Source organism: Paramuribaculum intestinale (assembly GCF_030759015.1).
Classification (GTDB): Bacteria; Bacteroidota; Bacteroidia; order Bacteroidales; family Muribaculaceae; genus Paramuribaculum; species Paramuribaculum intestinale.
The window spans coordinates 2,837,960-2,863,928 of sequence record NZ_CP098825.1 but is presented as its reverse complement, the minus strand read 5'-3'; the positions used below and the strand labels follow the sequence as shown (position 1 = coordinate 2,863,928).

Genomic DNA, 25,969 nt, shown 5'->3' with positions numbered 1-25,969 from the left:
GACGATGATTTCTAAGTTGTTTATGCATTAAAAGAATATTTTGATATGGCACTACCGATCAATATAGAAGATTTACTCAACAAGCGTAAGGTTGAATCCAACCGCATCGAGTTTAAGACCGGGTGGAATCCTGATAAAATCTACCATACTGTCTGTGCTTTCGCTACGGATCTTGAGAATACTGGTGGCGGCTATATCCTCGTCGGCGTTGAGGAGGAAAACGGTGTGGCCAAGCGTCCGGTAAAAGGTCTGAACGAAAAAGAGATTGATGATATTCTTAAGGATATGGTCGGGTATGACGCAAAGATTGAGCCTGCATACATGACAAAGGTATCTCCTGAAATCGTTGACGGGAAGCCAATTCTTGTAATATGGGTGCCATCCGGCCTTAATCGGCCATATTCGGTTATGGAGAGTGTTGTCGCAAAGAAGTCAACACCCAAATTTTATGTGCGCAGCAAATCCTCAACCATTGAAGCCAAAGGAGAGATTCTTGATCAGGTGAGAGCCCTTGCCAATCGTGTGCCATTCGATGAGAGAGGCAACGAGGCAATAAAAATCGATGATATATCGGGTATGCTTGTATATGAGCATCTCAAGACGGTGAAAAGCAAACTTGCGGAAAACTTTATCAGCCGCTCGCTGATAGAGATCCTTGACGAGATGGATCTATTGACCGGACCACAGGAAAATCGCCTTATCAAGAACGTTGCGGCAATGATGTTCTGCGAACACCCCGAAAAGTTCTTCCCCGTAACCCAGGTAGATATTGTGATATTCCCGGAAGGAAGCATTGAGAATCCTGATTTAATGATTGAGGCACCAAGGATTACAGGCCCCGTTCCCAAAATGATTAAGGATGCTTTGTCATACCTGCGTACTAATGTCATAAAGAAAAAGATAGCCAAACCATCTGATCGCGAGGAGTCGGATAAGACATTTAATTATCCCTATCAGGCATTTGAGGAATGTATCTCAAACGCGCTTTATCATCGTGACTATCAAGAGCGTGAGCCGGTTGAGATTACCGTTGAGCCAACTCATGTCGACATTCTGAGTTACGCAGGGCCGGACCGCTCCATAAGCAGCGACGCTATAAAAGCGGCTAAGAAACTTAAGGCGCGGAGATATCGAAACCGGCGACTTGGAGATTTTCTTAAGGAACTTAATCTGACTGAGGGTCGTGCCACCGGCATACCTACCATACAAAAAACTCTTAAAGACAACGGATCTGCTCCGGCCACTATCGAAACAGATGATGACCGCACATACTTCTTAATGACAATCCCATGCAGAGATGGCTTCGCAAGTAAACTGTCTGAAGACGATTTTGGCGGAAATAACAATTGGACTAACCGACTTGGACAAACACTTGGACAAACATCTGTCCAAGTCCAAGAAGCTATAAAACAAAGTATTATAACTAATAAAGAGCAACTTGGACTGTTACTTGAACAGATGACTGTAGAAGTATGGAATAAGTCCAAAAGGAAAGAAGACATCTCAAAAATGTCAGAATATGTCATAAATATACTTAGTCTCCTTAAGGAGAACTCATACTCGGCAAGTTCATTAATCAAAATCTTGGATTTCGGAGACTCAAAGGATTTCAAGAGAAAACTACTTAATCCTATGCTCAGCTTAGGGTATATCAGCATGTTATATCCTGATAAGCCCACAAGTGCAAAACAGGCATATCGGTTGACCACCATCGGATTAAAGCTATTCGGCTCATGAGCATTGATATTGTTTTTGTCTTTCCACCAAATAATGAGTAGAGAAATCAGTACTACTCCAAAAATGAGTAGAACATCAACAACATAGAATATTCAGGACGACTATTTGCGCTATGACACGACTAAAAACACAACTACTTCAGGTATTAGTCGTATCAGTAGTCGTAATCCGACCGAAAAGGCTTCTAATCCGACCGTCTTCATGTCATCCGACCTAAAAATCGGTCGGATGACTCTTGTCAGTTCGCAGTATTATCGCTAATTATGTCTTCGAAAGCAAGCCCGATGAGGCTATAAATGGAGGCTGCGACAGCCTCGGACAACAAGACTGGACGGTTCTGCCAAGTCAATGACTGACCAAAATTAGGGTTGAACCATTTAAACTGCAACTCCTTAGTCTGGCTATAGTTGCCAACACTGCATCGAAAAATCCGAAACAGCAATACACACATATATCACAGCTTGTAACACTGTCTGTATGAATCACCGTAAAGCTCTTATAGCGCTTGCGCTGGGCACGTTTGCCCTCGGAGTGGCCGAATTCGGCATGATGGGCGTGCTCGGCGACGTGGCACGCGGGGTCGACGTGTCGATCGTCAAGGCCGGACACCTGATCTCGATATATTCGGCAGGAGTGGCCTGCGGTTCACCGGCGCTCGTACTGCTCCACCGCATGCCGCTGCGACGGCTCATGATACTCCTTGCCGCAATGATACTTCTCGGCAATCTTCTCGCGGCTATATCGGTCGACTTCACCATGCTTCTATGCTCACGACTCATCTCCGGACTGCCCCACGGCGCATATTTCGGCGCCGGAGCGATCGTATGTTCGCGCCTCGCCGCCAAAGGCCACGGAGCGGCGGCCGTAGCCGTCATGATCGGCGGAATGACGATAGCCAATCTGGCGGGAGTGCCACTGGCCACGCTCGCCGCCAATCTCGCCGGATGGCGATATCCGTTCGCCATAGTGGCCTTCATGGCCGCGCTTGCGCTCGCATGCCTCTGCCGCTGGCTTCCGTCGATAGAGCCACTCCCCGACACCGGCATCAAAGGCCAGTTCGCCTTCCTCCGCTCATCAGCTCCGTGGCTCATCTACGGCGGAGTCTTTTTCGGCCAGGCGAGCGTCTATTGCTGGCTGAGCTACATCGAGCCTATAATGACACGTGTGACCGGATTTTCAGGCGCGGCAATGACCTACGTCATGGTCATCGTCGGACTCGGCATGGTGGCCGGAAATGCTGTCGCGGGCCGTCTTGCCGACCGCCACAGCGTATCTGTTGTGTGCGGGCTGCTTGCCGCCGCCATGGCCATTGTCATGCCGGCGATATATCTGCTCGACGCGTTCAAGATACCGTCGCTCCTGCTGGCTTTCATGGCATCCTTCGGACTGTTCGGCATCGGCGGACCGCTTCAATATCTCATAGTGCGTTTCGCCAAAGGGGGAGAAATGCTCGGAGGAGCGGGCATACAGATCGCATTCAACGTGTCCAACGCCGTTTCGGCATGGATCGGAGGAGTCGCCATCGGAGCCGGATGGAGTCTGAGTTCCCCGGCGCTGGTCGGAGTGCCGTTCGCTTTGGCAGGAACCACTTTCCTCTGGCTGCTCCACCGCCGCTACGGCCATGAGGGAGCCTGACGCCTGCAAGACACCTCAACGCAGAGACATTAGTTGTTGATCTTCAGCGACATTCCATTAAGACGTCGGTACAGATCGAGCGCATAGACATCGGTCATGCCCGACACATGGTCCACCACCGCCTGCACCTTGCCGTAGAGCGTAGGAGCGTCCACCTCATACTGGTGCGGCACCTTCGACAGCAACAGCTGCGAATAGTTCAGCTCGGGATAGCGCACGGCATGGATCAGCTTTTCCATCAGAAAAGTGATTATCGACGTTCCAGCCAGCTCCAGATCCACCACGTCGGGGGTCTTGTAGATCTTGTCCCACGACAGAGCGTTGCAGGCCCGGTAGCCATCGCGTTCGCGTTCAGGAATATGCTCCACGAGACACCCCTCGAAGTCACCGGCGAGTATCGCCTCCTCATTGTCGGTGAACGTGCGTGCGCAGGCATTCACAAGCACCCCTATCACGCTCGACCGCAGATAACCGATCTTCTCGTTGGGGTCATCCACACGCTCCATATTGTCCACGATACGGCTCCGGCGCTCCGGCTCGAAAAACGACAGCAACAGTTCGGTCACTTCGCCGGTGGCGAGAAGCCCGAGTTTATGGGCGTCCTCGAGATCCATCACCTCATAGCATATATCATCGGCAGCCTCCACAAGATATACAAGCGGATGACGCGCATAGCGCAGCGATCCGTCGGCCGACGGACGGCGGAGCATCCCCAGCTCGTCGGCCACGCGGCTGAAGTCGGCCCTCTCCGAAGTGAAGAATCCGAATTTGTTTTTTTTGCCGGCAAGCATCGATTCATAGGGATATTTAACTATCGATGCCAGAGTGGAATATGTCATTGCGAAGCCCCCCGGACGACGCCCCTTGAAGCGGTGGGTGAGCAGACGGAAAGCATTGGCGTTGCCCTCGAAATGGGTCAGATCGGCCCACTGTCCCGGAGTCAGCTCCGACTGAAGCTCACGCCCGGCACCCTCGCTGAAAAATGTCGATATGGCCTTTTCGCCCGAATGGCCGAACGGCGGATTGCCAAGGTCATGAGCCAGACATCCGGCGGCAACGATCTCCCCGATAGCGTCGATCTTGCCCGCCCAGGGCTGCGCGCCATGACGCTCGCGGAGCACGATGGCGGCCTCGGTGGCGAGAGAGCGGCCCACACAGGCCACTTCGATCGAATGCGTCAGTCGGTTGTGCACGAAGATGCTGCCCGGAAGCGGAAACACCTGCGTCTTGTTCTGCAGACGCCTGAATGGCGACGAAAACACCAGCCTGTCATAGTCGCGCTGGAAGTCGCTGCGCACTCCGCGGCGCGGATCGTGATAGTCTTCAAGCCCGAAGCGCTTGTCGCATATCAGGCGGTTCCAGTCCATTTTCATCGTAGTCGGTATTTCAGCGCAGGCTGGGGTGGAATATACGGTTGATCGAATAGCGCGCCTCGCGTATCATCGAGGCTATCGGGGTGATTATCGGCCTGAACGGTCGTTCGTCGGGATTGGTATAGAGCCATAGCTGTCCGGGATGGCAGCGCACTTCGAGGGTTTCGCCGAGCGCCACAGGCTCGCCGTCGATATGCGCAGGCCCGGGATGTTTCCGCTCTATGGTGGCCGACGACACCCGTATAGTGTCGACCAGAGCGTTGCGGTAGGTGTAGCCCGTAAGCATATCCACCCCCACGAGCATCGTCGACAGCGGGTTGCCGGCATGTATTATGGTTATGTCGAGCAATCCGTCGGTCATGGTGGCACGCGGGGCTATATAGGCGTTGTTGCCATACTGCGAGGCATTGCACACCGCCACAAGAAACGCCTGTTCGGTGATTATCTGTCCGTTGGCGCGGATAGTGTATTCATCGGCGTTGTAGTTGACAAACTGCCGTATCGTGTTGTTGACATAGCTCACCAGGCCGCGGTGCTTGCCACGGGCGAAAGCGTCGCTGACCGCGGCGTCGAAACCCACGCCGAACGTGCAGAAAAACGACTGACCGTTGACCGAACCGTAATCGCACGCCACCGGGCAGTCGCGGCCTATGATTTCGAGCGACGCGCGTATGTCCACCGGTATGTCGAGATGACGGGCCAAACCATTACCCGATCCGCAGGGAATGATTCCCAGCTTCACCCGCGAGCCGCAAAGCGCCGAAGCGGCCTCGTTGATCGTACCGTCGCCGCCGGCGGCTATGACGGAGTCAAAACCCTCCTCGGCGGCGCGGCGCGCCAGACGGGTGGCGTCGCCGTGGGCTGTGGTCCAGGCCGTTTCTACTGTCAGACCGTTATCGGCCAGACGCGAGGCCACAAGAGCGTCCAGGCCGCGCTTGTTGCCCGTGCCGGAGATAGGGTTGATTATGAGCAGACATCTTTTCTTGTTCATACAGCGTGCAAAGTTAGGCATTTGTCGCCAAATATCACTAAATTTGCCGCATGATTAAGTCACTCACGCTATATCTGCGCCGCCACCCGGCGCTGCTTGTCGGCCTGCTGGCCTCACTGATGTTTCTGCCATGGCTCGGGCTGCCTCTGTTCAACACCAAAGGTGAGCCGCGCGAAGCCATTGTGGCCGTATCGATGCTTCAGAGCGGCGACTGGGTGCTGCCGGTGTCGTTCGGCGGCGACATCCCCTACAAGCCGCCATTTCTGGCATGGTGCATAGCGTTGCTGTCGTGGCTGGCCGGAGGAGTGAGCGAATACACCTCACGACTGCCGTCGGCTCTGGCCGCGATAGCCCTTGCCGTCGCCACACAGCGGTGGGCACGCCGGGGAGGAGCGTCGGCCGCGGCATCGGCTGTCACCGCCATTCTCACCGTCACATGCTTCGAGGTGTGGCGTGCCGCGTCGGCGTGCCGTGTCGACATGGTGCTCACCTTTTTTATGGCGTCAGCCACGATGGCTCTGAACCGCTATATCGACGGACCGATGCGCCGCATCCCGTGGGGCGCCGTGGCGCTGATGACATGCGCCGTGCTTACCAAAGGCCCCGTAGGAATGTTGCTGCCGTGCCTCGTGGCGGGAGTGGCCGGCCTTGTTGCCCGACGGCCTTTCTGGCCATTGTTCAGAAGTCTGGCGCTGACCGGACTGCTGGCGCTCGTCGTTCCGGCGCTTTGGTACGTGGCGGCGTGGCGGTCGGGAGGCGATGAATTCCTGCGCCTGGCCATGGAAGAGAATTTCGGCCGCATGACCGGCACCATGTCCTACGACAGCCATGTGCAGCCGTTCTGGTATCCGCTGCTGACCATTCTCTGGGGCTGGGTGCCCTACACACTGCTCGCCCTGATGGCGCTGACAGCCGTCAGCTGGCGTCGCCCGTCTCTAGGATCTTTCTCGCCGTCAACGCTTCTGACCCGGCTACGCGCTCTCCCTCCGCTGACGCTCTACAGCGCCGTGGCGGCTGCGGTCATAGTGATATTCTTCTGCATCCCCAAGAGCAAGCGCAGCGTCTACCTGCTGCCGGCATATCCGTTTATTGGCTATCTGATGATGCTTCTGGTAGAGCGGATGCGCCGCGAGGCTCCGATGCGATGGTTCGTCGCCACGGTGTCATCTCTGGCCATACTTCTGCCGGCAGCCGTATGGATCTCGGCTATGCTCCCGGGAAGCGTCGCCGCATCCATGTCGCCCTCCGCCTCCATCCAGTTCTCGGCCATCGCCTCGGCCGCCCTGAGCATCAACGGGGTGTGGGCGCTCCCGCTCTGCCTTGTCACAGGCCTATGGGGATGGAGCGAGCTCCGGCGCGGCGCTCCGCGGCGGCTGCCGGCGGCAATGATCGCTACCGTGACGGCTATTCTGCTGTCGCTTTCGTCAGCCATACTGCCGCCGGTGCTTTCGGCCAAGAGCGACAAGCCGCTGGCCGAAGCCGTATGCGCGACAGCGCCCGACGGACCGGTCTACGAATTTCATACCGACCCGCTGATAAGATACTATACTGTCAATTTCTACATCGGCGACCGCATGCGGCTCTTCGCGCGGGAGATGCCCACCAACGGATGGATCATCATCGACGAACCCGACATCGAGGCATGGCGCGAAGCCTACGGCGACGCATACACCCTCACCGAAGTCACACCATGGCACCGACGCAGCTGCGACACGCGCCGTCAGCCCCACCTGATGAGGTTTGCACGGCGTCAGGCTGCGACCTTATGACAGCGACACGCTTTCACTCTGATGCCGGCGCACCTGCCGCACTGCTTTCGGCCGAAGCCGAGTCAAAGCGCTCATAGGCCTCCACTATCCGCTGCACCAGCGCGTGGCGCACTATATCCTTTTTGCTGAACTCCACACGTCCTATCCCCTCCACTCCGCGGAGTATCTTCAGAGCCTGCACAAGCCCCGACTGCGTGGAACGCGGAAGGTCGATCTGCGTGGCGTCGCCGGTCACTATCATCTTGGCATTCATGCCCAGGCGCGTCAGGAACATCTTTATCTGGTGGGTGGTAGTGTTCTGAGCCTCGTCGAGCACTATTATGGCATCGTTGAGCGTACGGCCGCGCATGAATGCCAGCGGAGCTATCTGTATCACCCCGGTCTCCATATATTCCTTGAGCTTCACGGCCGGTATCATATCCTCCAGCGCATCGTAGAGCGGCTGCAGATACGGATCGATTTTGTCCTTCATGTCGCCGGGCAGAAAACCGAGTTTCTCACCGGCCTCCACAGCCGGACGCGACAGTATTATCCTCCGGGCCTCCTTGTTTTTCAGCGCCTTGACGGCAAGAACTATCGCTATATAGGTCTTGCCGGTACCGGCCGGCCCCATGGCGAATGTCAGATCGTTGCTTCTGAACGCGTCGACCAGACGCTGCTGGTTGGGAGTGCGTGCCGAGATCGGCTTGCCGTTGACGCCGAATATGATCACTCCGTCCGACTTCACGTCGCGGGGCTTCTCGCCGCGCACTATGTCGATGATCACATCCTCGGTCAGCTTGTTGTATTTCAGACAGTAGTCCTCAAGTTCATGGATCTTGCGCTCGAACTCGGCTGTTTCATCATCGTCGCCTATGACCTTTATTACCGTGCCGCGCGCGGCCATGCGCAACTTCGGAAACAGATTGCGCACCAACTGCATGTTGCAGTTGTTGACACCGTAGAAACTCACCGGATCCACCCGGTCGATAATGACTATTCGCTCTATCATTTATGCAGTTTTTCTCTATCTCGTGTTAAATTCAAACATACTCCTCTTATAAAATGCCACAAAGTTAACATTTGTTTTTTACACTGTCAAAGTCCGTGGCGATTATCCCCGCGCACGCACCCGCGCCTATGATGAGGTTACATCTCCGATCCATACACGCTCCATCCATCCGCTCAGCATTCCGAAAATAATTGTCGGCAATTTGGGGCGGTTTCCGCGAAAAGTGTTATATTTGTGGCGAAACATATAGAATTATGGACGAAGAACTGAAAAAACGGCTCGCCAAAGACACCGACGGCCTGCTTACATACGAATATATCGCCAACCATATCGGCGAATGCGACGACATCATCGGCCAGCTCGTCGACAATATGATCAAAGTCGACCCCAACGGCCAGTTCACCGTCAGCGCCGCACGCTATCTCGCCGCAATAGGCCGCGAGAAATACGCCCCGCAGATCGATGCACTGATAGCCGCCGCCATCGACAAAGACCGCGAGCGCCGCTACATCGGCGATCTGCTCCAGAGCATCTGGGGCGACGACTACGCGCAGCGCGCCGAAGAGCTTTCGGCCTCCGACAACAACTTCCGTCGCATCTACAAGCGGCTCTTCCCCGCATCGGCCATTTAATCTATCCACAAAACGTTCACCAATGATGCGGAAACGATTCTTGCCCTCTCTTCTCGTTGCCGTAGCCATGGCCACAGCCATGACATGCGGAGCGACGGACATCCCTCATATCCAAAATTCAATTACAATGACACAACACCACGACACCACGGCCGAAAACAGAGCTGACGACGCTATCGTCGACATACACACCACCGCCGGAGACATCCGCGTGCGCCTCTACGGCGACACGCCGCGCCACCGCGACAACTTCATCCGCCTCGCATCCGAAGGATTCTACGACGGGGTGCTCTTCCACCGCGTGATCAACGACTTCATGATACAGACCGGCGACCCCGACTCGAAAAACGCACCCAAGGGAGCTATGCTCGGATCGGGCGACCCCGACTATCAGCTCGACGCCGAATTTGTCTATCCGCGCCATTTCCACAAGCGCGGAGCACTCGCGGCCGCACGTCAGGGCGATCAGGTCAACCCCGAGAAAAAATCGAGCGGATCGCAATTCTATATCGTTACCGGCAAGACCTACAATGACGCACAGCTCGACCATCTGGACCGCCAGCGCGCAATGATGCAGCAGAAAGCCATATTCGACCGGCTCGTTGCCGAACAGCGCGACACCATCATGGCCATGCGCCGGGCACGCGATCAGGCCGGACTCCAGACTCTTCAGGAAAAACTCATCGAACGCACCGAGGCCGAAGCAGCTACGCTCGCACCCGATACCCTTACACCCCGGCAGCGTGAAGCATACCGCACCGAAGGCGGCACGCCGCATCTCGACGGAGCCTACACCGTGTTCGGCGAAGTGATCAGCGGAATGGACGTTGTGGACCGCATACAGAAAGCCGAAACCGACGCCAACGACCGCCCTGTCGACGACATCCGCATCACATCGATGGAGATTGTCGAGCCTCAACGACGATGATCCGGTCATCTTCGGCTACGCTCGACAACGGTCTGCGGATCGTGCACCACGCCGACAGCTACACCCCCATGGTAGCCGTCGACCTGCTCTACGGCGTAGGAGCGCGCGACGAAGACCCCGGGCACACAGGCATAGCGCATCTGCTCGAACACATGATGTTCGGCGGATCGGCCAACGTGCCCGACTTCGACCGCCACACCGAACGCGCATGCGGATGGAACAACGCATGGACAAGCAACGACTTCACAAGCTTCTACTCTGTAGTCCCGGCCGAAAATATCGAGACAATCTTCTGGCTCGAGAGCGACCGGATGCTACAGCCCTCGTTCACGTCCGAGACATTCGACGTGCAGCGTCAGGTGGTGATCGAGGAGTTCAAGCAGACATGCCTCAACCGACCATACGCCACACTCGGCCACAGCCTGCGCGCACTGCTCTATCAAGTGCACCCCTACAGATGGCCGACGATCGGGCTCACACCCGACCACATAGCATCCCTGACGCTCGACCGCGTCAGAACCTTTTTCCACGCAAATTACACACCCGATCGGGCAGTGCTCTCGGTAGCCGGAAACATAGCGTTTGAGCGCGTCGTAGAGCTTGCCGACAAATGGTTCGGCAACATACCGCGCGGCAATGTCCCGCGGCGCATACTGCCCGCCGAACCGCTCCCCCGGGCGCCACGCCGTCTCACGGTCAATGGCGCCAACGAGCCGCAGACATCCATCACCATCGCCTACCCCATGATGGCTCACGGATGCGAAGGCTACGAAGCCGCCGACATAATCACCGATATACTCGCCGCCGGACGCGCATCGCGCTTCCACCAGAGCCTCATAGCCCAAGGCAACGTATTCACCGAAGCCGACGCATCAATCCTCGGCAGCGACCAGCCGGGCTACATCATGGTCAACGGACTCATAGCCCCGGGCATAGACAACCCCGAAGAGCAGGCCGAGCAGACACTCCTGCAGCAGCTGTCCAGACTCACCGACGACGGCATTACCCCCCATGAACTTCAGCGCGCCGTCAACCGATTCGAAAGCCGCTTCAGATACTCCAAGGCAGGCATTCTCGCCAAAGCACAGGCACTCGCCAAAGCCGCCATGCAGGGCTACGACATCAATTCCGTCACAGCCCGCTACCGCGCCCTTACCGTCGACCACGTCAACGCCACAGCCCGCGCCCTCCTCCGCCCCGACCGCTCCGCCACTCTCCTCTACCGTCCCACCCTCTGATCCCCCCAAACTCCCCCACTCCATCCGATAATTCCGATTATTGTGCCCTCCCTCCTCCTCTTCCGGATGGGTTGGCGCTATCGGAGCCGCGGAGCGTGCGGGCAGACAGTATCCCCGGTTCGGAGCGGCATGACACCCACTGCCGCGCGTCAGCGGGGCGGTGGGAGCGTGCCGCGTAGACCGGGGGCAGGAGAGCGCCACCCCAATCCGGCCGAGCTGCGGAGCATGCGAGATCAGCCGCCCGCGCAAGCCCGGGCCAACGACCGGCACATAGCGCTCCCGCCACTCCTCCAAGCCGCCGATCCATCATTCCCGCCGATAATTCCGATTAACCCGATCACTCTTGATTACTCCTCTCTCCTCTGCGGCTGGGGTGGTCTGCGAGCATTCCTGCTTAAAAAAACAAAACTGCCTCCATGGTCACAGTGACCATGGAGGCAGCTTATCAAAAAGGGGGCGGTTACCTACTTTCCCGCTTTCGCAGTATCATCGGCGTAGTGAGGTTTAACTTCTCTGTTCGGAATGGGAAGAGGTGGAACCCTCACGCTAACACCACCTGAATATCGTTAACTGGAAGCGATCGCAACTGACTCCGGAAAGGGAGTGAGTCATCCGGTATTCGCTGCTGTGACCTTTATAGCGCCTGCGCTCAAGGCGGAGAGCTTCAGGCCGGGTCTGCGGCAGCTGCGGATTTGTTTCTTTCTCCTCCGCCACTCTCACTAGAAGAGAGGCGGAGGCTGCGGAAAGGGTTCGGGTGATTAGTATCGCTCGGCTGTGGACGTCACCGTCCCTGCACCTGCGACCTATCGACGTCATCGTCTCTGACGACCCTTGTGTGGAAATCTTATCTTGAGGGGGGCTTCGTGCTTAGATGCTTTCAGCACTTATCCTTGCCAGACGCGGCTACCCGGCGGTGCTCCTGGCGGAACAACCGGCACACCGGAGGTCTGTCCAACACGGTCCTCTCGTACTAGTGTCGGGTCCTCGCAAATTTCCTGCGCCCACAACAGATAGGGACCGAACTGTCTCACGACGTTCTGAACCCAGCTCGCGTGCCACTTTAATAGGCGAACAGCCTAACCCTTGGGACCTTCTCCAGCCCCGGGATGTGACGAGCCGACATCGAGGTGCCAAACCACTCCGTCGATATGAGCTCTTGGGAGGGATCAGCCTGTTATCCCCGGAGTACCTTTTATCCTTTGAGCGATGGCCCTTCCATACGGAACCACCGGATCACTATGCTCTAGTTTCCTACCTGATCGACTTGTCGGTCTCCCAGTCAAGCGCGCTTGTGCCATTACACTCTGCGGCCGGTTACCAATCGGCCTGAGCGCACCTTTAGAAGCCTCCGTTACGCTTTTGGAGGCGACCACCCCAGTCAAACTACCCACCAAGCAATGTCCTCGCATCGCGAGTTAGAAACCAAATGCGCAAAGGTCAGTATTTCAACAACGGCTCCACGATGACTGGCGTCACCGTCTCACAGCCTCCTGACTATCCTACACATCGCGCACCCGGTCCCAATGCTAAGCTGCAGTAAAGGTTCACGGGGTCTTTCCGTCCCGTTGCGGGTAATCGGCATCTTCACCGATACTACAATTTCACCGAGCTCACGGTTGAGACAGTGTCCAGATCATTACACCATTCGTGCAGGTCGGAACTTACCCGACAAGGAATTTCGCTACCTTAGGACCGTTATAGTTACGGCCGCCGTTTACCGGGGCTTCAATTCAAGGCTTCTCTTGCGATGACCTCTCCTCTTAACCTTCCGGCACCGGGCAGGTGTCAGGCTGTATGCTTCATCATTAAACTTCGCACAGCCCTGTGTTTTTGTTAAACAGTTGCCTGGACCTATTCTCTGCGCCCTCCCATACAGGAGGGACCCCTTATCCCGAAGTTACGGGGTCAATTTGCCTAGTTCCTTAACCGTGAATCACTCGAGCGCCTCGGTATCTTCTACCCGACCACCTGTGTCGGTTTGCGGTACGGGCCCTGTTACGATATGCTTAGCGGGTTTTCTTGGGAGTATGTTTCCATCCGCTCTCCGCTCGCCCGGGGGCTCGCGGTACTGTCCCGATTCACAAGTCCTCCGGATTTGCCTGGAGAACATAAAGCTACACGGTTTAACGCACTATTCCGTCAGTGCGCGGGATTTCCACTCCTCCGTCACCACATCGCTCGCAACAGGGGTAACGGAATTTTTACCGTTTGTCCATCGGATCCGCCTTGCGGCTGCTCCTTAGGCCCCGACTTACCCTGATCCGATTAGCGTTGATCAGGAACCCTTGGTCTTTCGGCGGGAGGGTTTCGCGCCCTCCTTATCGTTACTTATACCTACATTTGCTTTTCCGATCCCTCCAGCATGGCTCGCGCCACACCTTCACAGGGCTACGGAATGCTCCCCTACCAACTGTGGGTCCAGCCCACCGTTCCATGGCTTCGGCAGCCGGCTTATGCCCGCGTATTATCCATGCGGGATCACTCGACTAGTGAGCTGTTACGCACTCTTTAAATGAATGGCTGCTTCCAAGCCAACATCCTAGCTGTCCTTGCAATCCCACCTCGTTATGGTCTTCAACTTAGCCCGCATTTGGGGGCCTTAGCCGATGGTCTGAGTTGTTCCTCTCTCGGACGCGGACCTTAGCACCCGCGCCCTCACTCCCGGGATTCATGCCGCGGCATTCGGAGTTTGTCAGGACTTGATAGGCGGTGAAGCCCTCGCATCCTATCAGTCGCTCTACCTCCGCGGTATAACACCCGAGGCTGCACCTAAATGCATTTCGGGGAGTACGAGCTATCTCCAAGTTTGATTGGCCTTTCACTCCTACCCTCAGGTCATCCGAAAGCTTTTCAACGCTTACCGGTTCGGCCCTCCAACGGGTGTTACCCCGTCTTCAGCCTGCCCAAGGGTAGATCACTTGGTTTCGCGTCCACCCGCGCCGACTAACGGCGCCGTGTTCCGACTCGCTTTCGCTTCGGCTCCGGGCATCACTGCCCTTAGCCTCGCCGGCGCGGGTGACTCGTAGGTTCATTATGCAAAAGGCACGCCGTCACCACACGTAGTGGCTCCGACCGCTTGTAGGCACATGATTTCAGGGTCTTTTTCACTCCTCTGTTCGAGGTTCTTTTCACCTTTCCCTCACGGTACTGGTTCGCTATCGGTCTCTCGGTAGTATTTAGCCTTACGGGATGGGCCCCGCAGATTCACACAGGATTTCTCGTGTCCCGCGCTACTCAGGTGCCGCCTCGCCCGGAATCACAGTTTTCGCCTAAGGGGCTGTCACCCGCTATGGCCACGCTTTCCAGCGTGTTCGGCTAACCGTATTCCATCACTTTACCGGCGGTCCTACAACCCCGCCAGACGCGTCGCCACGCCGGCGGTTTGGGCTATTGCGCGTTCGCTCGCCACTACTTGCGCAATCACTATTGTTTTCTCTTCCTCCGGGTACTGAGATGTTTCAGTTCCCCGGGTTCGCTCCGGTCACAGACCGGTGACGCACTCTTCGCGCGCCGGGTTGCCCCATTCGGAGATCTGCGGCTTGATGAGTATTTGCCTCCAACCGCAGCTTATCGCAGCTTGTCACGTCCTTCGTCGCCTCCGAGAGCCAAGGCATCCTTCATGTGCCCTTCTCTCCTTTCCTTTTACTTCGCCTTTTGACTCTACGTCAGATATCCGTCGTTCGATGTGCTCAAAAAGCACATTCGCCCGATGATTTCACTCGTTTCTATTGTCAATTGCTTGCCATCTCTGACTTGCGTCATCAATGACTTTCGCTTCCAGTATGTCAATGTTCTCTTTGTTTACGGTGGAGAATAACGGATTCGAACCGTTGACCCTCTGCTTGCAAAGCAGATGCTCTAGCCAGCTGAGCTAATCCCCCGTGACGGTTGAACGGGCGTTTCGCTGTCGCCACCGGCGATATAACCGCCGCCGACACCTGTCATCCCAGCGAAAAACCGGAATACGCCATTTCAAGCCGTTGTAGGTCAATAGAGCCCGAAGCAGCAGCACGCCTTTCATATCCTGAGGCGTATCAGTGAAAACTCCGTCATCTTCCATTCTCTCGACTCCGACGCCGAACCTAATCGGCAGAATCATTCTGTATGGAGGGCTATATGCCGTTGTAACGGTCTGTGATCGGGAACAGACTGCCGTCCGACTGCCCGGAGCTACCGGACATCATGACGTCTCCAGAAAGGAGGTGTTCCAGCCGCACCTTCCGGTACGGCTACCTTGTTACGACTTAGCCCCAGTCACCGGTTTTACCCTAGGGCGCTCCTTGCGGTCACGCACTTCAGGCACCCCCGGCTTCCATGGCTTGACGGGCGGTGTGTACAAGGCCCGGGAACGTATTCACCGCGCCGTGGCTGATGCGCGATTACTAGCGAATCCAGCTTCATGGAGTCGGGTTGCAGACTCCAATCCGAACTGAGACAGGTTTTCGGGTTCCGCGCCCCGTCGCCGGGTGGCTTCCCGCTGTACCTGCCATTGTAACACGTGTGTCGCCCCGGACGTAAGGGCCGTGCTGATTTGACGTCATCCCCGCCTTCCTCACTGCTTGCGCAGGCAGTCCCCACAGAGTGCCCGCCATCACGCGATGGCAACTGTAGGTAGGGGTTGCGCTCGTTATGGCACTTAAGCCGACACCTCACGGCACGAGCTGACGACAACCATGCAGCACCTCGCAGGAGACCATTGCTGGCTGCCTCCTTTCAAAAACATCCCTCCTGCGTTTGAGCCCGGGTAAGGTTCCTCGCGTATCATCGAATTAAACCACATGTTCCTCCGCTTGTGCGGGCCCCCGTCAATTCCTTTGAGTTTCACCGTTGCCGGCGTACTCCCCAGGTGGAATGCTTAACGCTTTCGCTGTGTCACCCAGAACTCAATCGCCCCGGACAACTAGCATTCATCGTTTACTGCGTGGACTACCAGGGTATCTAATCCTGTTCGATACCCACGCCTTCGTGCTTCAGCGTCAGTTGGGCGCCGGTACGCTGCCTTCGCAATCGGAGTTCTGCGTGATATCTATGCATTTCACCGCTACACCACGCATTCCGCGTACTTCTCGCCCACTCAAGGCACCCAGTTTCAACGGCTCGACGAGGTTGAGCCCCGCAATTTTACCGCTGACTTAAGCGTCCGCCTACGCACCCTTTAAACCCAATAAATCCGGATAACGCTCGCATCCTCCGTATTACCGCGGCTGCTGGCACGGAGTTAGCCGATGCTTTTTCTCCGGGTACTCTCCAAACCGCACACGTGCGGCACTTTGCTCCCCGGCAAAAGAGGTTTACAACCCATAGGGCCGTCATCCCTCACGCGACTTGGCTGGTTCAGGCTCCCGCCCATTGACCAATATTCCTCACTGCTGCCTCCCGTAGGAGTCTGGTCCGTGTCTCAGTACCAGTGTGGGGGACCTTCCTCTCAGAACCCCTACGCATCGTCGTCTTGGTGGTCCGTTACACCGCCAACTAACTAATGCGACGCATGCCCATCCGCCACCGGAATTAACCTTTGGCACCAACAGGATGTCCCGTCGATGCATTATGCCGTATTAGACGGGATTTCTCCCGATTATCCGGCTGTGGCAGGCAGGTTGCATACGTGTTACTCACCCGTGCGCCGGTCGCCGGCTGGTGAAGGCAAGCCTTCACCACCGCTGCCCCTCGACTTGCATGTGTTAAGCCTGTCGCTAGCGTTCATCCTGAGCCAGGATCAAACTCTCCGCTGTTGTTATCTTTTGTTCTTTTTTTTCTTGTGCTGATTGACCGTCATGAATCCCCGAAAGGAAACAGACCGACCGTCGCACCCGACAGAAACAAACCGACAATCACTCGGCGAGCACTCTCCACGACCAGAACGAATCCGTAGTCATCGTAGTCTTCAGCCGGACATCTCAGCCCGGCAAAGGAATTGAACAGAGTTTCATTTTCGCCTGACGACACCGCCTAAGCGGACATCGAACAGACATGACTCTTGTACTACTGCTTCTTGTCTATTGTAAATCTTCTCAATGTTCTCTTTGCGACTCTCAGGAGCGTTGCTTCCCGAAAGCGAGTGCAAAGTTACACCCAAAAATCTTCCCCACCAAATTTTTCGCAAAGAAAATTACACCACCAAAACCAACTTTTTCAACAAACCACGTGTTTTAACTTGATATTCAGACAAATCAACAAATGTTAAAATTATGCTGTAGAGCATACTTTTTAAGCATGACACATCACCGCGCGATCCAATACGCCAAAAATATCCCTATGTAAAAACACCCGGCCGATAGCCGCACACTCCTCCGCACAGACATCCTGCCCGATCGTTTTTTGGCATTTCTCACCGAAAATTCCTATCTTCGCAGTAGAAAAAACAACATCATGCCAAAAAAAATATTTCAGCGCATAGCGACAATGGCCGCGATGGCCACTCTGCCACTGACAGCGGCAGCCATAGCCCCGGGCGAAGCATGCTTTGCCGACGAAGCCACAGACACTGCCACAATCACACGGATGCTTTCGCAAGCCGAACGACTCGACCTACGGACGCCCAACGCACGCATGGCCGCACTGGGACGCATGCTCCTCGACACACCCTACGCCGCCGGCACACTCGAAGGCGACACAGAATGCCTGCGGATTGACATGCAGCGCATGGACTGCACGACATTCGTCGAAAACGTAGCCGCAATGGCCATAACAATCGGAGAGGGACGATCGTCATGGCACGACATGGTATACAACCTCGAACGACTCCGCTACCGCCAGGGACATCTCGACGGCTACCCCTCCCGACTGCACTACATTAGCGACTGGATCATCGACAACGCCCACCGCGGCACGCTCACCGACGTCACACCGCGCATAGTCGCCACACCGTCATATCAGATCAAGACACTCGACTTCATAACCCGCAACAGAGAAAAATACCCCGCGCTGGCCGACTCCGCACGCTTCGAAGCGATGAAAAAAATGGAGATTGGATTCAGATCCCACCGTTTTCCGTATATAAAGACATCAGCCGTCGACAAAGCCGACATACTGGAAGGCGACATAATAGCCATCGTGACCAAAACACCCGGACTCGACGTGCAGCACATCGGCATCGCCACACGAGGCACCGACGGCAAAATACACCTGCTCCATGCTTCATCGGCCGCCGGCAAGGTGATCGTCGACCCCCTGCCACTCGCCACATACCTGCAGCGCCAGCGCTCGATCCAAGGCATCAGAGTGGTGCGGCTCAACGAATAACCCCACCCCACGAGCGGACAACTCTGTCACCGCCCCCTCCCCCAAAAAAAACAATCCGTCCCGGACTCCCCACATAGTGGAGCATCCGGGACGGATCTGTTTTATGCTATGCAGCCGCAGCTGCTCTCCGGCTTACGCCTGACGCTTCGAGCGCTTGCCGTAGCCATACTGGGCAGCATCACCAAGCTCCTCCTGGATACGGAGCAGCTGGTTGTACTTGGCCATACGGTCAGAACGGCTTGCCGAACCGGTCTTGATCTGTCCGGCGTTGGTAGCCACAGCGATGTCAGCTATAGTGGCGTCCTCTGTCTCGCCCGAACGGTGAGAGATCACAGCGGTGTAGCCATTGCGCTGAGCCAGCTCTACGGCACGGAGAGTCTCGGTGAGCGAACCGATCTGGTTCACCTTCACGAGGATCGAGTTGGCGCAGCCCATGTCGATACCCTTCTGGAGATACTTCACATTGGTCACGAACAGGTCGTCGCCCACGAGCTGGCAACGGTTGCCGATAAGATCGGTGAGGATCTTCCAGCCCTCCCAGTCGTTCTCGGCCATACCGTCCTCGATCGAATCGATAGGATACTCGTTGACAAGCTTCTCCAGATACTTGGCCTGTTCCTCCGAAGTGTACTTCGGACCGTCGGCCTGCTTCCATGTGTAGTCGTAGATGCCATCCTTGTAGAACTCCGACGAAGCGCAGTCCAGACCGATGGTCACATCCTTGCCCGGAACGTAGCCGGCCAGCTCGATAGCCTTGATGATCACATTGAGAGCGTCCTCAGTGCCGTCGAGAGCAGGAGCGAAACCGCCTTCGTCGCCGACAGCTGTCGACAGATTGCGCTCGTGAAGCACCTTCTTCAGGTTGTGGAACACCTCAGTGCCCATGCGGATACCCTCCTTGAAGCAGCATGCGCCGATCGGACGGATCATGAACTCCTGGAAAGCGATAGGAGCGTCAGAGTGAGCGCCACCGTTGATGATGTTCATCATCGGCACGGGAAGAACGTAAGAGTTCGCTCCGCCGATATACTTGTAGAGAGGCAGATCCAGATAGTCGGCGGCAGCCTTGGCCACAGCGAGCGAAACGCCCAGGATGGCGTTTGCACCGAGATTGCTCTTGGTTTCAGTGCCGTCGAGAGCTATCATAGCCTCGTCGATCTTGATCTGATCGAGAGCCGACATGCCCTTGAGAGCCTCGGCGATCGGGCCGTTGACATTGGCCACAGCCTTCTGAACGCCCTTGCCCATATAGCGGCTCTTGTCACCGTCGCGAAGCTCAAGAGCCTCGTTGACGCCGGTGGATGCTCCCGAAGGAACAGATGCACGTCCGCGCGCACCCGACTCAAGGATTACGTCTACTTCCACGGTGGGGTTGCCGCGCGAGTCGAGCACCTCACGACCGATGATCTTTTCGATTTTCATAACTTGGTGTTGCTTTAATAGTTGGTTATATCTGTTTTTGATTACTATGCTTGAACTTCACGCGCCACGCCGGCCCACAGCCGCCCGGCGCCTTTTCATTTCGCAAAGTTAATAAAACACCGCCTAATTACCATCCGGCCATTACTGAATTTTTCAAAAAAAACGTTGCTCCCCTCTTTGCAAGCATCAAAAAAACGACTGACGCCGACCCATGCGTAGGATCAGCGTCAGTATTGTATTGCTTTGGCACTCCCGGTGGCGTCGGAGACGCACATCGAAGTGCCGAGATAGGGCTATCAGGCCTCCTTCTCAGGCTCAGCTGCGGGAAGTTCCTTTTCAGCCTCGACAGCTGCAGGAGCCTCGACGGCGGCAGCAGCCTTCTGTCCGCCACGACGCGAACGACGTGTGCGACCCTCCTTCTTGGCCTCCTTCTCCTTGAGCAGGTTCTCATTGTAGTCAACGAGCTCGATCATGCACATCTTGGCATTGTCACCAAGACGATTGCCTGTCTTCAGAATGCGGGTATAGCCGCCGTTGCGCTCAGCGATCTTGGTCGAAATCTCACGGAAAAGCTCAGTGACAGCCTCCTTGTTCTGGAGGTAGGCGAACACGAGGCGACGATTGTTCATCGAATCCTCCTTCGCGCGGTTGATCAGAGGCTCGGCATACATGCGCAGCGCCTTGGCCTTGGCCAGAGTAGTGAAGATGCGCTTGTGCATGATGAGCGAGATGGTCATGTTGGCAAGAAGGGCGTCGCGATGAGCCTTCTTGCGTCCGAGATGATTGAAATTCTTATTGTGTCTCATCGTTATTACTCTTTATCTAATTTGTACTTTGAAATGTCCATACCAAACGACAGGTTGAGGCTTGCCAGCAGATCGTCAAGCTCGGTCAGCGACTTCTTGCCGAAGTTGCGGAACTTCAGCAGGTCGGTCTTGTTGTACTGCACCAGCTCTCCGAGAGTTTCCACCTCGGCGCTCTTCAGACAGTTGAGCGCGCGCACCGAAAGATCCATATCGACAAGCTTCGACTTCAGAAGCTGACGCATGTGGAGCACCTCTTCGTCAAACTCCTCGTTGCCCTCGGCCTCGGCGGCCTCCAGGGTGATCTTCTCGTCGGAGAAGAGCATGAAATGATAGATCAGTATCTTGGCAGCCTCCTTCAGGGCATCCTTCGGGAGAATGGAGCCGTTGGTCGTGATCTCCAGAGTGAGCTTGTCGTAGTCGGTCTTCTGATCGACACGGAAATTATCGACAGTATATTTGACGTTCTTGATAGGAGTGTAGATCGAGTCGATGGCTATGACATTGACATCGTCGGCAGGCACCTCGTTTTCGTCGGCAGGCACCCATCCGCGACCCTTGTTGATCGTCAGATCGATCGCAAACGAAGCCTCCGGATCGAGATGACAGATCACCAGCTCGGGATTCAGCACCTCAAAGCCGCTCAACACCTTGTTGATGTCGCCGGCCTTGAACACGTCTGTGCCCGAAACCTTCACTGTCACCTTCTCGAAATCAGTGTCGTCAACCTTCTGCTTGAGATCTACCTTCTTGAGGTTGAGGATGATGTTGGTCACATCTTCCTTCACCCCGGGGACGGTGTCAAACTCATGCTTCACCCCGTCGATACGTATCGACGAGATAGCGAAGCCCTCGAGCGACGACAGCAGAATGCGCCGCAGAGCGTTGCCGATGGTTATGCCGTAACCCGGTTCCAATGGCTTGAATTCGAACTTGCCAAAACGGTTGTCGGCTTCGAGCATCAGTACCTTGTCAGGTTTTTGAAAAGCTAATATAGCCATGTGGACCTCATTTATGATTATTTAGAATAGAGCTCGACGATGAGCTGCTCCTTGATGTTCTCGGGGATATCCTCGCGGGCGGGCACATGAAGAAGCTTGCCCGACTTGGAGCTTTCGTCCCACTCGATCCAGGGATACTTGCTGTGGTTGAAACCTGCCAGAGCGTCAGCGATCACTTCGAGCGACTTCGAACGCTCGCGCACACCCACAACATCGCCCGGCTTCACATGATACGAAGCGATGTTCACCACCTGACCGTTGACAGTGATGTGGCGGTGGAGCACCAGCTGACGGGCAGCGGCGCGGGTAGGAGCGATGCCCAGACGGAACACCACATTGTCCAGACGGCTTTCAAGAAGCTGGAGAAGCACTTCGCCGGTGATACCCTTGGTGCGGGCAGCCTTGTCGAAAAGATTGCGGAAATATTTCTCGAGCACACCATAGGTATATTTAGCCTTCTGCTTCTCACGCAGCTGAGTGCCATACTCCGAAGTCTTGCGGCGACGGTTCTGGCCGTGCTGGCCCGGAGCGTAGTTTTTCTTAGCGAGCACCTTGTCTTCACCGAAGATGGGCTCGCCGAACTTACGGGCGATTCTTGTCTTGGGGCCGGTATATCTTGCCATTTTGTTGTATTGTTATAATTTGGTTTGCGGGGTCAGCGCCGGACATGTCAGTCTGTGCAGCCGCGACCATAGAGAGGTGATTTCATTGTATGGTCTATTCACGTTCGGGCTTCCTGCGCGTTCCCTTGATTGTTGGTTAGTGAGTTGAGAATATAAGAGCCTTGGATTGAATATATAATGCTCCGGCGTGGCTCAGACGCGACGGCGCTTCGGCGGACGGCATCCGTTGTGGGGCAGCGGAGTCACGTCGATGATGTCGGTGACCTCTATGCCTGCGCCATGCACTGTGCGGATTGCGCTCTCGCGACCGTTGCCCGGACCCTTCACGTAAGCCTTCACCTTGCGCAGACCCAGATCGTAGGCTGTCTTCGCGCAATCCTGCGCAGCCATCTGGGCGGCATACGGAGTGTTCTTCTTCGAGCCTCTGAAGCCCATCTTGCCGGCGCTCGACCATGAGATGACCTGACCTTCCGAATTGGCCAGACACACGATGATGTTGTTGAACGACGAATGAACGTGAAGCTGCCCTGCGGCGTCGACCTTGACGTTTCTTTTCTTCGCTGCTACTGTCTTCTTTGCCATATTGCTTTAACTCTTATTTCGTTGCTTTCTTCTTGTTTGCCACGGTCTTCTTCTTGCCCTTGCGGGTACGGGCATTGTTCTTGGTGCTCTGACCGCGCACGGGCAGACCATTGCGGTGACGGATGCCGCGATAGCAGCCTATGTCCATCAGACGCTTGATGTTCAGCTGGATCTCGCTGCGGAGATCACCCTCTACTTTGTGCTCGGCGCCGATCACTTCGCGCACCTTTGCTGCCTGTTCGTCGGTCCAGTCCTGAACCTTGATGTCAGGATTCACGCCTGCCTTGGCAAGAATCGACTTGGCCGCGCTGCGGCCTATGCCGAAGATGTAGGTCAGCGCTATCTCACCTCTTTTGTTCTGGGGGAGGTCAACTCCCACTATGCGTACTGCCATATGTTGACTGAAATTTTTTGCAAAAGTAATAAAATTATCCCTGACGCTGTTTGTATTTGGGATTTTTCTTGTTGATCACGTAAAGGCGACCCTTGCGGCGGACGATCTTGCTGTCCGGGGTGCGCTTCTTGACTGAGGCTCTTACTTTCATCTCTTTCTATGATGTTTGCTTGTTTTTAATATCATTTGTATCTGAAGGCTATGCGACCCTTGGAGAGATCGTAGGGCGACATCTCCACTCGCACCCTGTCACCCGGAAGAATCTTGATGTAGTGCATCCTCATCTTGCCGGAAATATGAGCTGTGATCTCGTGGCCGTTCTCGAGCTCCACGCGAAACATCGCATTGCTCAGAGCCTCCACGATCACACCATCCTGTTCGATTGCAGCTTGTTTTGCCATATTGTATGTCTTTTTTTATATGAACTTGTCGCCGAGCACCCGCTTCACAGGCTCGAACGAAGTCAGCACCTCCGTTTCACCGTCCACCACAGCCACCGTATGCTCATAATGAGCCGACGGCTTGCGGTCACGCGTGCGGCAGGTCCATCCGTCACGCTCTATCACTATATGCCGGCTACCGAGATTGATCATCGGCTCTATGCAAAGACACATGCCCGAACGGATCATCGGGCCATGTCCGCGCTTGCCGTAGTTGCATATCTCCGGATCCTCGTGCATCGAACGTCCTATACCGTGGCCGCACATCTCCCTGACCACCGAGTAACCCCGGCTCTCACAGTAAGTCTGCACGGCATTCGATATATCACCGATGCGATTGCCCTCGCGACACGCCTCGATACCCTTGTAAAGGCTCTCCTTGGTAGTGCGGCACAGAGCCATCACCTCCGGACTGACTTCGCCAACAGCAAACGTATAGCACATATCGCCGTTGAAACCGTCAAGCTCCACCACCAGATCAGTGCCGATGATATCGCCCTCGCGAAGAGAATAGTTCGAAGGAAAACCATGCACCACCGTTTCATTCACCTCATAGCACACCGCGGCCGGAAATCCGCCGTAGCCAAGACAAGCAGCCCTGGCCCCGTGGTCAGCGATAAACTCGCGCACTTTCATCTCGATGTGATTCGTTGTCACCCCCGGAGCGATCATCGTGGCTATATAGCCCAGAGTCTCGCTCGCCAGAGCACACGCCTCACGCATCTTCTGCATATCCTCGGGTGTCTTGAGACAAGTCATAAAGCAGCGTATGGAATATCTGTGTACGTTTCTCGACTCAGTTCAATAAACATTATCAATAGGCACTGCCCGTAGTGCGACCCTTGATCTTGCCCTCCTTCATCAGACCATCGTAATGATGCATCATCAGATGGCTCTCGATCTGCTGGAGAGTATCAAGCACCACGCCCACCAGAATCAGCAGCGAAGTGCCGCCGAAGAACTGCGCGAAATTCTGGCTGATGCCGAAGAAACGCGCGAAAGCAGGCAGAATCGCCACAATACCCAGAAATATCGAACCGGGCAGAGTGATTCGCGACATGATGCTGTCAAGATACTCGGCCGTCTTCTTGCCGGGCTTCACACCGGGAATGAAGCCATTGTTGCGCTTCATATCCTCCGCCATCTGCGTCGGACGCACAGTGATGGCAGTATAGAAATACGTGAAAGCCACGATCATCAGGAAGTAGACCAGATTATACCAGAAGCCGTTGATATCGCTGAAGGCAGCTATGAAACCACCGGCATTGTCACTGGAGCCGAAACCGGCGAGAGTGATGGGGATAAACATGATCGCCTGAGCGAAAATGATCGGCATCACACCGGCGGCATTCACCTTCAGAGGAATATACTGGCGAGCGCCGCCATACTGGCGGTTGCCCACGATGCGCTTCGCATACTGGACAGGCACCTTGCGAGTACCCTGCACCAGAAGCACAGCGCCAACCGTCACGGCAAAAAGCAGGATAAGCTCCACCACGAACATCACCAGACCGCCCTGCGAACCGGTCGAACCGGGCATACGGCTTGTGAACTCATAGAACAGAGCCTGCGGCAGACGGGCTATGATACCCACAAGGATGATGAACGAAATACCGTTGCCGATACCACGGTCAGTGATACGCTCGCCAAGCCACATGATGAACATCGAGCCGGCAGCCAGTATCACCGTAAGATAAGCCACCGTCCAGGGTCCCATCGCAGACACAGCGCCCGCAGCGCTCACCTGCACCTGAAGATTGATCAGGTAGGCCGGACCCTGCAGAATCAGGATCAGCACCGTCAGATAACGCGTATACTGGTTGAGCTTCTGGCGTCCGCTCTCACCCTCGCGCATCATCTTCTGGAACGAAGGAAGCACCATGCCAAGAAGCTGTATCACGATCGAAGCCGTGATATAGGGCATGATACCCAGCGCGAATATCGACGCCTGAGAGAAAGCGCCGCCGGAGAACATGTCGAGGAGCTGCATAAGCCCGCTCTTGTTCGTAAACTTCGACAGTGCGTCGAGATCGGCCGGGCTGATACCGGGAAGAACCACGTAACAGCCAAGACGATACACGAGCACCAGAAGAAGCGTCACAAGAATGCGCTTGCGCAGCTCATCGATTGTCCAGATATTTTTCAGAGTTTCGACAAACCTCATTATA

21 protein-coding genes, 1 tRNA gene and 3 rRNA genes are annotated in these 25,969 nt (G+C 55.6%); 8 read left to right on the top strand and 17 right to left on the bottom strand.

Annotated elements, in window-relative coordinates; all coding sequences use genetic code 11:
• Window positions 1-45: 45 nt before the first annotated feature.
• Together NF347_RS12890 and NF347_RS12885 are read left to right on the top strand one after the other, a co-directional pair.
• Complete coding sequence (locus NF347_RS12890) at window positions 46-1,737, top strand: RNA-binding domain-containing protein (RefSeq protein ID WP_107681616.1); 1,692 nt, start codon at window positions 46-48, stop codon at window positions 1,735-1,737.
• 477 nt (window positions 1,738-2,214) lie between these two features.
• A complete protein-coding gene (locus NF347_RS12885) occupies window positions 2,215-3,372 on the top strand; it encodes an MFS transporter (protein ID WP_107036456.1) in 1,158 nt (385 codons plus the stop codon).
• Window positions 3,373-3,401: 29 nt separating this feature from the next.
• Here NF347_RS12885 and dgt read toward each other — a convergent pair whose 3' ends face one another.
• Entirely contained in the window at window positions 3,402-4,739 is a 1,338-nt protein-coding gene (gene dgt, locus NF347_RS12880) for a dGTP triphosphohydrolase (RefSeq protein ID WP_107036466.1), read from the bottom strand.
• A 19-nt stretch (window positions 4,740-4,758) separates the two neighbouring features.
• On the bottom strand, window positions 4,759-5,736 hold the full coding sequence (locus NF347_RS12875) for a diacylglycerol/lipid kinase family protein (protein ID WP_161553834.1): 978 nt from the start codon (window positions 5,734-5,736) through the stop codon (window positions 4,759-4,761).
• A 50-nt stretch (window positions 5,737-5,786) separates the two neighbouring features.
• Between NF347_RS12875 and NF347_RS12870 the strand changes: the two genes are divergently transcribed.
• Complete coding sequence (locus NF347_RS12870; protein ID WP_107036458.1) at window positions 5,787-7,505, top strand: ArnT family glycosyltransferase; 1,719 nt, start codon at window positions 5,787-5,789, stop codon at window positions 7,503-7,505.
• 13 nt (window positions 7,506-7,518) lie between these two features.
• Here the strand turns inward: NF347_RS12870 and NF347_RS12865 are convergent, their stop codons facing one another.
• Complete coding sequence (locus NF347_RS12865; protein WP_107036459.1) at window positions 7,519-8,496, bottom strand: PhoH family protein; 978 nt, start codon at window positions 8,494-8,496, stop codon at window positions 7,519-7,521.
• A 254-nt stretch (window positions 8,497-8,750) separates the two neighbouring features.
• Between NF347_RS12865 and NF347_RS12860 the strand changes: the two genes are divergently transcribed.
• From NF347_RS12860 to NF347_RS12850, 3 genes are all read left to right on the top strand, one after another.
• Window positions 8,751-9,128, top strand: coding sequence for a hypothetical protein (locus NF347_RS12860; RefSeq protein WP_107036460.1), 378 nt, complete (start codon window positions 8,751-8,753; stop codon window positions 9,126-9,128).
• A gap of 79 nt (window positions 9,129-9,207) precedes the next feature.
• Window positions 9,208-10,056 (top strand): peptidylprolyl isomerase, encoded by an 849-nt coding sequence (locus tag NF347_RS12855; protein ID WP_371131578.1) that lies wholly within the window; start codon window positions 9,208-9,210, stop codon window positions 10,054-10,056.
• Window positions 10,053-11,294, top strand: coding sequence for a M16 family metallopeptidase (locus NF347_RS12850; RefSeq protein WP_123541631.1), 1,242 nt, complete (start codon window positions 10,053-10,055; stop codon window positions 11,292-11,294). The genes NF347_RS12855 and NF347_RS12850 overlap by 4 nt, the downstream gene beginning before the upstream one ends.
• Before the next feature lie 451 nt (window positions 11,295-11,745).
• Here the strand turns inward: NF347_RS12850 and rrf are convergent.
• From rrf to NF347_RS12835, 3 genes are all read right to left on the bottom strand, one after another.
• Window positions 11,746-11,854, bottom strand: a 5S ribosomal RNA gene (gene rrf, locus NF347_RS12845).
• Window positions 11,855-12,032: 178 nt separating this feature from the next.
• Window positions 12,033-14,935, bottom strand: a 23S ribosomal RNA gene (locus NF347_RS12840).
• Between the two features lie 166 nt (window positions 14,936-15,101).
• Window positions 15,102-15,175: transfer RNA gene (locus NF347_RS12835), tRNA-Ala, on the bottom strand.
• Between the two features lie 7 nt (window positions 15,176-15,182).
• On the opposite strand from NF347_RS12835, the gene NF347_RS12830 reads away from it, so the two are divergent.
• On the top strand, window positions 15,183-15,335 hold the full coding sequence (locus NF347_RS12830) for a hypothetical protein (protein ID WP_306254287.1): 153 nt from the start codon (window positions 15,183-15,185) through the stop codon (window positions 15,333-15,335).
• Window positions 15,336-15,489: 154 nt separating this feature from the next.
• On the opposite strand, the gene NF347_RS12825 is transcribed toward NF347_RS12830, so the two are convergent.
• Window positions 15,490-17,026: ribosomal RNA gene (locus tag NF347_RS12825) — 16S ribosomal RNA — on the bottom strand.
• The 16S, 23S and 5S rRNA genes sit together here with 1 tRNA gene alongside, the layout of an rRNA operon.
• Window positions 17,027-17,663: 637 nt before the next feature.
• On the opposite strand from NF347_RS12825, the gene NF347_RS12820 reads away from it, so the two are divergent.
• Window positions 17,664-18,536 carry an N-acetylmuramoyl-L-alanine amidase-like domain-containing protein gene (locus tag NF347_RS12820; protein WP_107036195.1) on the top strand — a complete coding sequence of 291 codons (873 nt, stop codon included), beginning with the start codon at window positions 17,664-17,666 and terminating at the stop codon, window positions 18,534-18,536.
• Window positions 18,537-18,668: 132 nt separating this feature from the next.
• Here NF347_RS12820 and eno read toward each other — a convergent pair whose 3' ends face one another.
• The 10 genes from eno to secY all read right to left on the bottom strand — a co-directional run bounded on the left by eno (window position 18,669) and on the right by secY (window position 25,968).
• Window positions 18,669-19,958, bottom strand: a complete 1,290-nt coding sequence (gene eno / locus NF347_RS12815) for a phosphopyruvate hydratase (RefSeq protein WP_107036196.1) — start codon at window positions 19,956-19,958, stop codon at window positions 18,669-18,671.
• A gap of 296 nt (window positions 19,959-20,254) precedes the next feature.
• Window positions 20,255-20,764: a 50S ribosomal protein L17 gene (gene rplQ, locus NF347_RS12810; RefSeq protein ID WP_107036197.1), complete on the bottom strand. Its 510-nt coding sequence runs from the start codon at window positions 20,762-20,764 to the stop codon at window positions 20,255-20,257.
• 5 nt (window positions 20,765-20,769) lie between these two features.
• Window positions 20,770-21,762 carry a DNA-directed RNA polymerase subunit alpha gene (locus tag NF347_RS12805; protein ID WP_107036198.1) on the bottom strand — a complete coding sequence of 331 codons (993 nt, stop codon included), beginning with the start codon at window positions 21,760-21,762 and terminating at the stop codon, window positions 20,770-20,772.
• A gap of 17 nt (window positions 21,763-21,779) precedes the next feature.
• A complete protein-coding gene (gene rpsD, locus NF347_RS12800; RefSeq protein ID WP_107036199.1) occupies window positions 21,780-22,385 on the bottom strand; it encodes a 30S ribosomal protein S4 in 606 nt (201 codons plus the stop codon).
• 192 nt (window positions 22,386-22,577) lie between these two features.
• A complete protein-coding gene (gene rpsK / locus NF347_RS12795; RefSeq protein ID WP_107036200.1) occupies window positions 22,578-22,967 on the bottom strand; it encodes a 30S ribosomal protein S11 in 390 nt (129 codons plus the stop codon).
• A gap of 13 nt (window positions 22,968-22,980) precedes the next feature.
• The gene (gene rpsM, locus NF347_RS12790) at window positions 22,981-23,361 is read right to left on the bottom strand and encodes a 30S ribosomal protein S13 (RefSeq protein WP_107036201.1); all 381 of its coding nucleotides are present in this window, start codon (window positions 23,359-23,361) and stop codon (window positions 22,981-22,983) included.
• A 34-nt stretch (window positions 23,362-23,395) separates the two neighbouring features.
• Complete coding sequence (gene rpmJ, locus NF347_RS12785; protein ID WP_016562612.1) at window positions 23,396-23,512, bottom strand: 50S ribosomal protein L36; 117 nt, start codon at window positions 23,510-23,512, stop codon at window positions 23,396-23,398.
• 31 nt (window positions 23,513-23,543) lie between these two features.
• Window positions 23,544-23,762, bottom strand: coding sequence for a translation initiation factor IF-1 (infA, locus tag NF347_RS12780; RefSeq protein ID WP_107036202.1), 219 nt, complete (start codon window positions 23,760-23,762; stop codon window positions 23,544-23,546).
• Between the two features lie 15 nt (window positions 23,763-23,777).
• On the bottom strand, window positions 23,778-24,560 hold the full coding sequence (gene map, locus NF347_RS12775; protein WP_107036203.1) for a type I methionyl aminopeptidase: 783 nt from the start codon (window positions 24,558-24,560) through the stop codon (window positions 23,778-23,780).
• A 55-nt stretch (window positions 24,561-24,615) separates the two neighbouring features.
• Window positions 24,616-25,968 carry a preprotein translocase subunit SecY gene (gene secY / locus NF347_RS12770; protein ID WP_161953415.1) on the bottom strand — a complete coding sequence of 451 codons (1,353 nt, stop codon included), beginning with the start codon at window positions 25,966-25,968 and terminating at the stop codon, window positions 24,616-24,618.
• Window position 25,969 lies beyond the last annotated feature (1 nt).